Origin of the sequence: Bradyrhizobium sp. ORS 111 (assembly GCF_045571485.1) — a bacterium.
Lineage (GTDB): Bacteria > Pseudomonadota > Alphaproteobacteria > Rhizobiales > Xanthobacteraceae > Bradyrhizobium.
Genome location: NZ_CP120701.1, coordinates 3,191,114 through 3,202,395, shown reverse-complemented (window position 1 = coordinate 3,202,395; position 11,282 = coordinate 3,191,114). Strand labels below are relative to the sequence as shown.

10 protein-coding genes are annotated in these 11,282 nt (G+C 64.6%); 5 read left to right on the top strand and 5 right to left on the bottom strand.

The genetic code is table 11. The annotated features are described in order from the left end of the window. The first annotated feature begins 126 nt into the window (after positions 1–126). Entirely contained in the window at positions 127–1,071 is a 945-nt protein-coding gene (locus tag P6U30_RS14650; protein WP_407151751.1) for an alpha-E domain-containing protein, read from the top strand. 39 nt (positions 1,072–1,110) lie between these two features. Then, positions 1,111–1,950, top strand: coding sequence for a transglutaminase domain-containing protein (locus P6U30_RS14645; protein ID WP_407169685.1), 840 nt, complete (start codon positions 1,111–1,113; stop codon positions 1,948–1,950). A 258-nt stretch (positions 1,951–2,208) separates the two neighbouring features. Here the strand turns inward: P6U30_RS14645 and P6U30_RS14640 are convergent, their stop codons facing one another. Genes P6U30_RS14640 through pdhA form a run of 3 tightly spaced genes read right to left on the bottom strand, consistent with a single transcriptional unit; the run spans position 2,209 to position 5,400 of the window. After that, positions 2,209–3,309 carry a dihydrolipoamide acetyltransferase family protein gene (locus P6U30_RS14640; RefSeq protein ID WP_407169684.1) on the bottom strand — a complete coding sequence of 367 codons (1,101 nt, stop codon included), beginning with the start codon at positions 3,307–3,309 and terminating at the stop codon, positions 2,209–2,211. 20 nt (positions 3,310–3,329) lie between these two features. Further along, positions 3,330–4,310 carry an alpha-ketoacid dehydrogenase subunit beta gene (locus P6U30_RS14635; protein WP_407169683.1) on the bottom strand — a complete coding sequence of 327 codons (981 nt, stop codon included), beginning with the start codon at positions 4,308–4,310 and terminating at the stop codon, positions 3,330–3,332. Beyond that, on the bottom strand, positions 4,303–5,400 hold the full coding sequence (gene pdhA, locus P6U30_RS14630) for a pyruvate dehydrogenase (acetyl-transferring) E1 component subunit alpha (protein WP_407169682.1): 1,098 nt from the start codon (positions 5,398–5,400) through the stop codon (positions 4,303–4,305). The genes P6U30_RS14635 and pdhA overlap by 8 nt, the downstream gene beginning before the upstream one ends. A gap of 445 nt (positions 5,401–5,845) precedes the next feature. On the opposite strand from pdhA, the gene P6U30_RS14625 reads away from it, so the two are divergent. Beyond that, positions 5,846–6,139: a GYD domain-containing protein gene (locus tag P6U30_RS14625; RefSeq protein WP_407169681.1), complete on the top strand. Its 294-nt coding sequence runs from the start codon at positions 5,846–5,848 to the stop codon at positions 6,137–6,139. A gap of 149 nt (positions 6,140–6,288) precedes the next feature. On the opposite strand, the gene P6U30_RS14620 is transcribed toward P6U30_RS14625, so the two are convergent. After that, positions 6,289–7,887: an ABC transporter substrate-binding protein gene (locus tag P6U30_RS14620; RefSeq protein ID WP_407169680.1), complete on the bottom strand. Its 1,599-nt coding sequence runs from the start codon at positions 7,885–7,887 to the stop codon at positions 6,289–6,291. A 360-nt stretch (positions 7,888–8,247) separates the two neighbouring features. On the opposite strand from P6U30_RS14620, the gene P6U30_RS14615 reads away from it, so the two are divergent. Next, positions 8,248–9,024, top strand: coding sequence for a peptidase (locus tag P6U30_RS14615; protein WP_407152516.1), 777 nt, complete (start codon positions 8,248–8,250; stop codon positions 9,022–9,024). Further along, positions 9,021–9,782 (top strand): SDR family oxidoreductase, encoded by a 762-nt coding sequence (locus P6U30_RS14610; protein WP_407169679.1) that lies wholly within the window; start codon positions 9,021–9,023, stop codon positions 9,780–9,782. Before P6U30_RS14615 ends, P6U30_RS14610 begins: the two co-directional genes overlap by 4 nt. 172 nt (positions 9,783–9,954) lie before the next feature. Here the strand turns inward: P6U30_RS14610 and P6U30_RS14605 are convergent, their stop codons facing one another. Further along, entirely contained in the window at positions 9,955–11,178 is a 1,224-nt protein-coding gene (locus P6U30_RS14605; protein ID WP_407170452.1) for an MFS transporter, read from the bottom strand. Positions 11,179–11,282 lie beyond the last annotated feature (104 nt).

The window sequence follows — 11,282 nt, the reverse complement described above, 5'->3', positions numbered from 1 at the left end:
GGTCGGGATGGGGGTCGGCCGCATACGCCGAATGGAGAGAGAACCCCCGGCCGGCGCTGCGCGCCGACCTCCCCCTTTCAGGGGAAGGTGAATTCAAGATAAGTCGCGTTTTGTAGGGATTGTCGCATGCTGTCGCGCACTGCCGAAAACCTGTTCTGGCTGGCCCGCTATGTCGAACGCGCCGAATATCTGGCGCGCACCATTGACGCGACGCTGCGCGTCACCGCCCTGCCCGCGGCCTATGTCGGCAAGACCAACGAATGGGATTCCGCGCTGCTCACCGCCGGCGTCGGCGCGAGCTTCTATGATCACTACCAGGAAGCCAACCAGCAGAACGTCGTCGAGTATCTCTCGTTCTCGTCGGCAAACCCCTCCTCGATCAAGAACTGCATCGAGGCGGCCCGGCTCAACTCGCGCTCAGTGCGCACCGCGCTGACATCGGAGATGTGGGACACCATCAACTCGGCCTGGATCGAACTGCAGGCGGTCTGGAGCAAGGGCCCCGCCAACCGCGAGGAGCTGGCCAAGTTCCTGCGCTTCGTGCAGGAAACCTCGCTGCGCTTCGACGGCTCGGCCTATCGGACCATGCTGCGCAACGACGCCTACTGGTTCTCGCGGCTCGGCGTGCATCTCGAGCGCGCCGACAATACCGCGCGCATTCTCGACGTGAAATACCATGTGCTGCTGCCCGAGGAGGAGCATATCGGCGGTCCGCTCGACTATTACCAGTGGACCTCGATCCTGCGCTCGGTCTCGGCGCTGACGGCCTATCACTGGGTCTATCGCGAAACCTTGAAGCCCTGGCTGATCGCCGATCTGCTGATCCTCAACGACACGCTGCCGCGGTCGCTCGCAAGCTGCTACAGCAACCTGGTGCGCAATCTGGACCAGATCGGCGTCGCCTATGGCCGCCAGGGCGCCGCCCAGCGCCACGCTCGCGGCATCAGAAACCGGCTTGAACACAGCCATATGGACGATATCTTCCAGCGTGGCGTGCACGAGTTCATCCAGGAGTTCATCGCGGATAATTCGCGGCTCGGTGAGATCGTCACCAAGCAGTATCTGATCTAGCCCCAGCTTCGCTGCTCCAGGGATTTCGGGACCGGTGCCATGCGCCTGCGGATAGCCCACACCACCACCTATCGCTACGAGCCGGCGGCCTCCGGCGTGATCCAGATTCTGCGGATGACGCCGGGCAGTCATGACAGCCAGTATGTCGCGGAGTGGCAGATCGACGTCTCCACCGACTCGCGGCTGGACACTCATGAGGACGCTTTCGGTAACGTCACCCACGTGTTGACCCATGGCTCGATCGCCGAGCTCGCCATCCACTGTGAAGGTCTGATCGAGACCCACGACACCGGCGGCGTGCTGCGCGGCACCGACGAGCGGTTTCCGCCGAGCCTGTTCCTGCGCTCCACGCCGCTCACCGATCTCAACCCGGCGATGACGACCTTCGTGCGCGAGTTGCGCGCGGAAGCCGGCAGCGACGTGCTCGGCTTCCTGCACGCGCTGATGGTGCAAATCTACGAGCACATGACCTTCGACGAGGATCCGACCAACAGCGCCACCTCGGCCTCCGAGGCGTTCATGTTGAAGCGCGGCGTCTGCCAGGACTATGCCCACATCCTGATCGCCTGCGCGCGGGCCGGCGGTGTGCCGGCGCGGTTCGTCTCCGGCCACTTCCTGCGCTCGGACGGCATGGTCAACCAGCAGGCCGGCCACGCCTGGGCGGAAGCCTTCGTGCCCGACCTCGGCTGGGTGGGCTTCGACGCCGCCAATGGCATCTGCACCACCGATGCTCACGCCCGCGTCGCGATTGGCCTCGATTACCTCGGTGCCGCGCCCGTGCGCGGCACCCGCTATGGCGGCGGCACCGAGACGCTCACGGTCGCAGTCAAGGTCGACCAGGCCGGGCGTCCCGGGCAGTGGCAGAGCCAGACGCAGTAATAGCCGCCGCCACCAACTCTCCCTCATCCTCTGAGGAGCCGCAAGGCGGCGTCTCGAAGGATGAGGCCCCGGGCGCGATCGTGGCCTCATGGTTCGAGACGCGCGTGCCGCGCTCCTCACCATGAGGGCGAGCATTTTTTATCCAGCCGTATGTCCTCGAAGCGCGGATTGTTGTGCGCGGACTGGCATGCGTTGTCTTTCATCCAAGTTTTCCGTCGGGATCGTCGATGCCGATGCCGGTCTCGCGAACGGGTAGTGTCACGAAACGCGCTCGAGATCGGACTTGAGGACAACCAGGAAACGGGCCGCCTCGCCGCCCGTCACCACACGATGGTCGAAGGTGAGCGATAGCGGCAGCGTGCGCCGGACTGCAACCTGCCCTCGATGCGCGACCACGCGTTCCGAAATCCGCCCGGCACCGACGATCGCCGTCTGCGGCGGCACGATGATGAGATTGGCAAACCGGCCGCCGATCATTCCGAAGTTCGACAAGGTGATCGTAGCGCCGCGCAGCTCTTCCGGAGGTATGGCGCGCGCGATTGCGTCGGCGCGCAGGCGGTCGAGCCCGGCCCGCAGGTCCGACACACTCCGCTCCGCGACGTTGCGCAGCACGGGAACGATCAGCCCGCCGCCGGTGTCGACGGCGATGCCGAGATCGATGCGCTCGATGAGACGGCGCTCTCCCGTGCCGGAATGATACCAGGCATTGAGCGCGGGCTCTGCTTTGCAGGCGGCGCCGATCGCATGCGCCAGACGGATCGTCACGTCCTCGCGCTCTGGCCAATCGTCGATGTCGGCTTCATCGGTCACCGTCGCAGGGACGACTTCCGCGTGCGCGGCCGTCATGCGCTGAGCCATCGCGCGGCGCAAGCCGCGCAGCGGCTCGGCGGGTCCGCCGTGAGAGATCCGCCTCGCGGCCCGCTCGACGTCGGCTCGCGTGATGGTACCGCCGGGCCCGGTCGCCTCGACGAGATCGAGCGCAACGTCAAGCTTGCGAGCGAGGGCGCGCACCGCCGGAAACACGTGAGCTCCCTGCTCGCCGGTCGGCGCCGCAGGAGCTGCCGCCGCGGGCCGTTGCTCGCCGCTGCCAAGTTCGCCCACGATCGTGCCGGTGTCCTGCCCAGCGCCTTCGGCAAACTCCACCAGCGGCGCGCCGACCTTCACGATATCGCCCTTGGCGCCGAACAGGCGCGCGATGCGCCCACTCGACGGCGCCGGTATCTCGACCACCGCCTTGTCGGTCTCGACCGAAACGAGCGGCTGGTCGGTCACGACGTTGTCGCCCTCGTTGACGTACCAGGTGACGATCTCCGCTTCTTCAAGACCTTCACCGAGGTCCGGCAACGTGAACTGGCGCATGGGACGCGGTCCGTTGGTGTTCAGTTGTACTGGCATGCCTTTCGGGCTGCAGCCGCGATGCGTCCGACCGATGGCATGTAGCGTTGCTCGAGGCGGGCCATGGGAACGATCGTGTCGTAGCCGGTCACGCGGGCGACGGGTGCGAGCAGCGACGATAGGCCGCGCTCGGCGATCAGGGCGGCGATCTCCGCGCCAAATCCGCCAGTATGCGCTGCCTCGTGCACGATGACGCAGCGCCCGGTCTTCGCGACCGAGCCGAGCACGGTGCTTTCATCGTAAGGCTTGAGCGTAGCGAGGTCGACGACCTCGGCAGCGATGCCCTCGTCGGCGAGCGCATCAGCCGCGGCCATCGTTTCCTTCAACATCGCGCCCCAGCTCACGAGCGTGACGTCGCGACCTTCCCTCAGGACAAAAGCCGTATCGAGCGGCAAGGCTTCACCGTTGTCCTCCACCTCGCTCTTCGCTGCGCGGTACAGCCGCGTCGGCTCCAGGAACACCACCGGATCGGGGTCGCGGATGGCGGCGAGAAGAAGTCCATAAGCGCGCTCCGGCGACGAAGGCATCACGACACGCAAGCCTGGAATGTGGGCGAGCATCGCCTCGGTGCTTTCGGAATGATGCTCGGGCGCGCGAATGCCGGCACCGTGCGGCGTGCGCAGAACCATCGGACAGGTGAGCCGCCCCTGGGTGCGGTTGCGGATCCGTGACGCATGATTCACGAGCTGGTCGAGGCAGGGATAGATGAATCCCATGAACTGGATTTCGCCGACGGGCCGCAGTCCTTGCGCGGCCATGCCGACGCAGAGCCCGCTGATCAGGAGCTCGGCAAGCGGCGTATCCAGGACGCGCTCCGGACCGAAGCGCTCCTGCAAGCCGACAGTCGCGCGGAAGACGCCGCCATTGACGCCGACATCCTCGCCGAGCACGACCACATCGGGATCATCAGCCATGGCGCGGCCGAGCGCCAGATTGACCGCTTCGACCAACGTGACCTCAGGCATCGTCCTCTCCCGCGAGTTCGCGACGCTGCGCGGCATAGACCTCGGGCAGATCGGCATAGAGGTTGTCGAACATGGTCTCCGCCCGGCGCGTCGGCGTCGTCAAATAGCGCTCCACCGCAGCCTCGATGCGCTGATGGCACTCTGCGGCAAGCTGCTCCTCGTCCGCCTTGGTCCACATCTTCTGCCCGACAAGATAAGACCTGAGCCGCGCGATCGGCTCTTCCTTCCAATGCGCCTGGACTTCTTCGGCCGAGCGATAGCGCAATGCGTCGTCCGATGTCGTGTGATCGCCGAGCCGGTAAGTGACCGCTTCGATCAAGCGAGGACCCTTGCCGTCGCGGGCCGCGGCGATGGCCTCCTCGGCCGCGGCGCGCATCGCCACCACGTCGCATCCATCCACCTGCTCGCCGCTGAACCCTGCGGCGATGGCCTTCTGGGCCAGCGTCTCCGACGCGGTCTGCAGCCGCAACGGCATCGATATGGCCCATTGATTGTTGGTCGCGACGAATACGACCGGCAACTTGTGCACGCCGGCAAAATTCATGGCCTCGTAGACGTCGCCTTTCGAGGTGGCGCCGTCGCCGAACAAGCAGACGGCGACACGTGGCTGCTTGCGCAGCTTGAAGGCATAGGCAACGCCGGCCGCATGCGGCGCTTGTGATCCGACGGGAACGCAGAACGGAAAATCATGGACCGGACCGGAGGATTGATTGCCCCGTTCATCGCCGCCCCAGAACAGCAGGATCTCCTCCAACTTGACGCCCCGCCAGAGCAATGCGCCATTGTCGCGATAGGAAGGTACCAGAACGTCCTCTTCCCGCATCGCACTCGCGATGCCAACCGACACGGCCTCCTGGCCGAGCGAAACGGCGTAGGTTCCCAACCGACCTGTCCGCTGCAATGCAACAGCTTTTCGGTCGAATAGGCGCAACAGCACCATCGACCGATAAAGCTCGACAAGCAGCTTGGCATCTGTGGCGAAGGCGGGAAGCGGTCGGTTCATCGCGCCGTCCGGCGCGAGGTAATTGCGGCGGCGCACCTCAAAGCGCGCAATGATGGGCAGCTCTTCGTTTGCTCTTTTGCTGGCCACGCTCTCTCTCCTGGAGCGGTCCTGCCTCCCACATCCAGCTATCTGGTGTTCGAGCTGCGCCGATGCAATAGCGCGGCGGCTTCGCTTTTCACGCGCTCAGTGGCGGCCGGTTTGCGGCGATCGATCAACGGGATTGCGCGGAGCCTGTGGTTTTCACGCAGTGTCCCGCTGACGCGATGGCCTTGCCACCGCGTTTGCGATCACAACGCAGGGAGCCCTCTTTCTCGACCAAGCGACATGGCGTAATCTGCCGCGAGTTGCCCTTTGAGACGGGACGGGCCGACGTCTCCGTTTGACGGAACGGGCAGCGGTCAGGCCGTCGGCAGGCATCTCAGTCTGAAAGCAGCGCCTGCCTTATGTGGCGCTCCCTCAACTTCAACATGAAGCAGGTTGGCCTGCCGCGTGCGCGGCAGACAAGGGAAATGCATAACCCTTGGAGGACGACATGGCGACATTCATCTTGAGGATCGACTGGACCGACCAGGGAATTCGTAATGTCAAGGAAGCTCCCAAGCGCAGCCGAGCGGCGAGAGAACTCGCCAAGACGCTCGGCGTCGAAATCAAGGAGGTCTATCTCACCTCCGGCGAGCACGACATCCTTCTCCTCGCCGAAGCGCCTGTCGGCGACCACATCACAAAGTTCGCACTTGCCCTCAGTTCTCAGGGAAACGTACGGACCTGCACGTCACGAGCCTGGCCCGAGGCCGAGTGGACGAAGTTGATATCCGAGCTTCCGTAGCGGCTCCGAATGCCCTGATGGGCATCTGCGCGATTCTGATTGACGGGTGCTGTCCCGATCTCGACACCCGGCCGCTCCGCGCGTGCGCCAAAACCCAGCTTTACTCGTGCGACCGAGTATGGACACAGAGCGCACGAGGGCGATGGCATTTATTGTTTATCCAGCCACACGTCCTCGAAGCGCAGGTTGTTGTATTGGCTGTTGTCGTGCGGATGGAAGTTCTTCACATAGGGCTGCCAGCAATTGCCGGCCGATGAATGCAGGATGATCGGCCGTGCCGCGTCCTCGACCAGCAGCCGCTCGATATCGAACACGAGTTGCTTGCGCTTGTCCTTGTCGAGCTCGCGAGACTGCGCAGCCAGCAGCTTGTCGACCTCGGCGTTGCAATATTGCGTATAGTTGCGTTCGGAGTGACAGGAGTAGTTCTCGACCAGATTGCCGTCGGGATCGTCGACGCTGACGCCGGTCACGTTCAGACCGATGGTGTAGTCCTTACGCTGCAAGCGCGAGTACCAGCGCGGCGTATCCAGGATGTCCAGCTCGGCCACGATGTAGATCTTCTTGAGCTGGTCGGCGAGGATCACCGCCGGATCGCGATAGGTCGGCAAATTGCGGGTCTGGATCTTGATCGGCAGCGGCTTGGCGTCGCTGTAGCCAAGCTTCTGCATGATCGCCTGCGCCTCCGCGATATTCTTCTCGATATCAGGCCCGTAACCCGGCAACGTCGCCAGCACGTCAGGCGGCATGCCCCACTCGCCTTCCGGCTTCGCCAGCATCGCGCCGCCGAGCCGCCCGTTGCCCTCGAACAGGATCGTGTTGAAGGCCTTGCGATCCAGCGCCAGCGACATCGCGCGGCGGATATCGGGATTGTCGAACGGCGGATTGACGCGGTTGACCAGCAGATTGATCTGGGTATTGGTCGCTGTCATCTCGCAGATCGCGTTCGGCGCCCGCGCCTTGACGTCCTTCATCAGCGGGATCGTGACGTCGGAGGGAAAGGTGATGTCGTAGTCGCCGGTCGCAAACGCCAGCATGCGGGTGGCGCGGCTGTCGATGGTGCGCACCGTGATCTCGTCGAGATACGGCCGGTCCTTCTTGAAATAATCCGGATTGCGCACGAGCCGGATCGAATCGCCGCGCTTGAACTCGACGAATTTGAACGGTCCGGTGCCGATTGGCTTGGTGCGCATCACCTGCTGTGGCACGTGGCAGGGATAGACCACCGAGAAGGCGCTGGCGAGCAGCGCCAGCAGCCCCGGCTGCGGTTCGCTCAGTTCGAACGTCGCCTCGTCATCACCGTTGATGCTGACGTCCTTGAGCTTCGTGTACCAGACCTTGCGCGGATTGCGCTTGAAGTCCTGGGTCTCGCCCTTGCCGATCAGCATCCGCCAGGTGCATTGCACGTCTTTTGCCGTGAACGGCTGGCCGTCGTGCCATTTCACGCCCTGCCGCAGCTTGAAGGTGAGCCTGGTGTTGGTCGCGTCCCATGACCAGCTTTCGGCGAGATCGGGAGTCACGGTATCGATGCTCTCGTGGACCTTGGCAGGATCGAACGCCACGAGGTTGTTGAACACGGCCGCGAACGGCATCACCGAGGCAATGGTGGATTCCTCGAGGAGCGAGGTCGAGGGCGGATTGTCGTTGTGATAGAGCCGCAGCGTGCCGCCCTTCTTCTGCGCCAATGCTGGGCTTGCCGCCATGGTCACGAGCCCCAACGCCGCAACGCATGCGGCCAGCCTGAACGACATTCTCGCCTCCCGGAATTTCTTGTTCTTGTCGATCACGAACAGTCGAGCACAACGCGGCGCGCGCCGCAACGATGCGGGGCGCGGATCATTGCTCACTACGAGCAACGCAGAGCGGGCACGTCGTCGCATCACTGCGGGTGACGCAGCGCAGTGAACCTCGTTCCGGGGGCGGGGCTCGGGATCGCCGCTCCTTGTTGAGGGCCAGACCAGGCGAGCGATTGCCAGAGCATCGACGCGGTCGAGAGGTCATTAATTTTGACCATTCACAGCATGTTCCGCAGAAGGGAATTAGGGTTGGATGGCATCGTGAAATTGGCTACTAGTCTTACGCCGAGAAGCTCGGACCGTTGGGGACTGGAAATGACCTATTGCTGCGGGATTCTGGTGCGGGACGGCCTCGTCATGATCGCCGATACCCGCACCAATGCCGGCCTCGACAACGTCTCGACCTTTCGCAAGCTCCACATCTTCGAAACCCCCGGCGAACGCATCATGGCGGTCGCGAGCGCCGGCAATCTGGCGATCAGCCAGTCGGTGCTCTCGACCCTGACCGAGGGCATGCAGGACCCGCAAACCGGCGAGCTCGAGACGCTGATGAACGCCCCGACCATGTTCCAGGCGGCGCAGCGGATCGGCCGCGCCATCCGCTCCGTGCACGCGACCGAAGGAGACGCGCTGCGCGCCGAGGACATCACCTTCGATGTTTCCTTCCTGTTCGGCGGCCAGATCAAGGGCTCGCGGATGCGCCTGTTCATGGTCTACACCGCCGGCAACTTCATCGAATGCACCACCGACACGCCCTATTTGCAGATCGGCGAGCACAAATACGGCAAGCCGGTGCTCGACCGCGCCATGCATTACGACGTCGAGCTCTATGAGGCGCTGAAGACCGGGCTGATCTCGATGGATTCGACGATGCGCTCCAATCTCGGCGTCGGCCTGCCGATCGACGTGCTGGTGGTGCGCACTGACGCCTGCGAGGCCGACCTCAACCATCGCATCGAGGTCGGCGAGCCCTATTTCCATGACCTGCGCTCGCGCTGGTCGGCGGCGCTGCGCGCGGCGCACCAGAATATTCCGCGACCGCCCTACAAGACCGAGATCGAAGCAAAAGCCAAGCAAGAGGAAACCAGATGACTGAGGCAGCCAACAAGATCGCCGTCGTGACCGGTGCCGGCACCGGCGTCGGACGCGCCGCGTCGCTCGCTTTGATGAATGCAGGCTATACCGTCGTGCTCGCCGGCCGCCGCCTGGAGATGCTGGAAGAGACCGCCAAGCTCGGACCTGCCGGCAAGAGCCTGTGCGTCACCGCCGACATGACCAGTCCGGCCGCGATCGCCGCGCTGTTCGACAAGGTGAAGGCCACCTACGGCCGGCTCGACGTGCTGTTCAACAATGCCGGTATGGGCGCGCCGCCGGTCAATTTCGAAGACCTGCCGCTGGAGCAGTGGCAGGCGGTGGTGAACACCAACCTCACCGCGCCATTTCTGTGCACGCAGCACGCCTTCCGCATCATGAAGGACCAGAAGCCGCGCGGCGGCCGCATCATCAACAACGGCTCGATCTCTGCGCACGCGCCGCGGCCGTTCTCGGCGGCCTACACCTCGACCAAGCACGCCATCACCGGCCTCACCAAGTCGTCCAATCTCGACGGACGCATGTACGACATCGCCGTCGGACAGGTCGACATCGGCAACGCCGCAACCCCGATGACCGACCGCATGGTCAACGGCCCCGGCGTGCTGCAGCCGGACGGCACGACCAAGCACGAACCGCGCATGGACGCGAAGGCGGTCGGCGACGCCGTCGCCTACATGGCGAGCCTGCCGCTCGACGCCAACGTGCTGTTCATGACCGTGATGGCGACCAAGATGCCGTTCGTGGGACGAGGCTAGGCCGTGTCCGCTCCCTCGCTCCGCTCTTGCGGGAAGAGGGTTGGGGTGAGGAGCTGCCGCCGCAAGACCAGTCAGAGATGAATGAGCGGAAAGCCCCCTCACCCGGATCGCATTTCGCTTCGCTTCATGCGATCCGACCTCCGCCCGCAAGCGGGGCGAGGTAAAGAGCCCCCTACTCCAGCTTCTCCACAGTCCGCAGCGTCGGGAACAGCTTCATCCAGAGCAGCGCGATCGCGATCGTGCCGACGCCGCCAAGCACCGCGGCCGGCACCGTGCCGAGCAGCGCGGCGGTGACGCCGCTTTCGAACTGCCCGAGCTGGTTCGAGGCGTTGATGAAGAGGAAATTGACGGCGCCGACCCGGCCGCGCATCTCGTCGGGCGTCGCCAACTGCACCAGCGAGAACCGGATCACGACGCTGATCGTGTCGGCCGCGCCAAGGACCGCGAGCGCCAGCGCCGACAACCACATCCAATGAGACAGCGCGAACACCACCGTCGCCGCGCCGAACACGATGACCGCCTGGAACATCCTCAATCCGACGCGGCGGCTAATCGTATGCCGCGCCAGCACCATGGTCATCAACAGCGCACCGACCGCGGGCGCGGCGCGCAGGATACCGAGGCCGAGCGGACCGGTTTGCAGGATGTCGCGGGCATAGATCGGCAGCAGCGCGGTGACGCCGCCGAACAGCACGGCGAACAGATCGAGCGAGATGGTGCCGAGAATCGCCGGATTGCGGCGAACGAAGGTGACGCCGGCGAACACATCATCCGATGATGCGCTATTCTTCGCCGGCACCTGCTGCAGCCGGCCGATGCCGCCGGTCAGGATCATCCCGAACAGCCAGAACACCATCATCACGGCATAAGGCACGCTTGGCATCATGGCATAGGCAAAGCCGCCGAGCGCGGGCCCGGTGATGGTGGCGACTTGCGCCGCGCCGCTCGAGATCGCGGTCGCCCGCTGCAGCGAGCCTTGCGGGGCGATCAGCGGCAGCAGCGCCGCGGTCGCCGGGCTTTCGAATGCGCCGGCAATCCCGAGCACGAAGGTGGCGGCGAAGATCTGCACCTCGGAGATGGTGCCGGCGTAGGTGCTCACCGCGAGGAACAGCGCGGTCAGCGCCTCGGCGAGCTGGCAGGCCTGCACCACGCGTTTGCGCTCGAACCGGTCGGCGGCGTGGCCAGCGACGAACACGAGCAGCGCCGTCGGCAGGAACTGAACCAGGCCGACCATGCCGAGAGCGAAGGCGCTGCCTGTCAAGTCGTAGACCTGCCAACCGATCGCGACCGCGCCGATCTGGCTGGAAAAGCGCGACAGGCTGCGCGACGACAGGAAGAACAGGAAGGACCTGTGACCGAGCAGATCGCGGGCGCCGACTGTCGTTGCGGAAGACATCGCCGAGCCGTGGCCGACCGCCTGCAACTTGTCAATCCCGGAGACGTCAACGCGCAACAGCATTGCGCTGCGCGAGGTCCCTGCCATAATCGCGCGACGGGTTT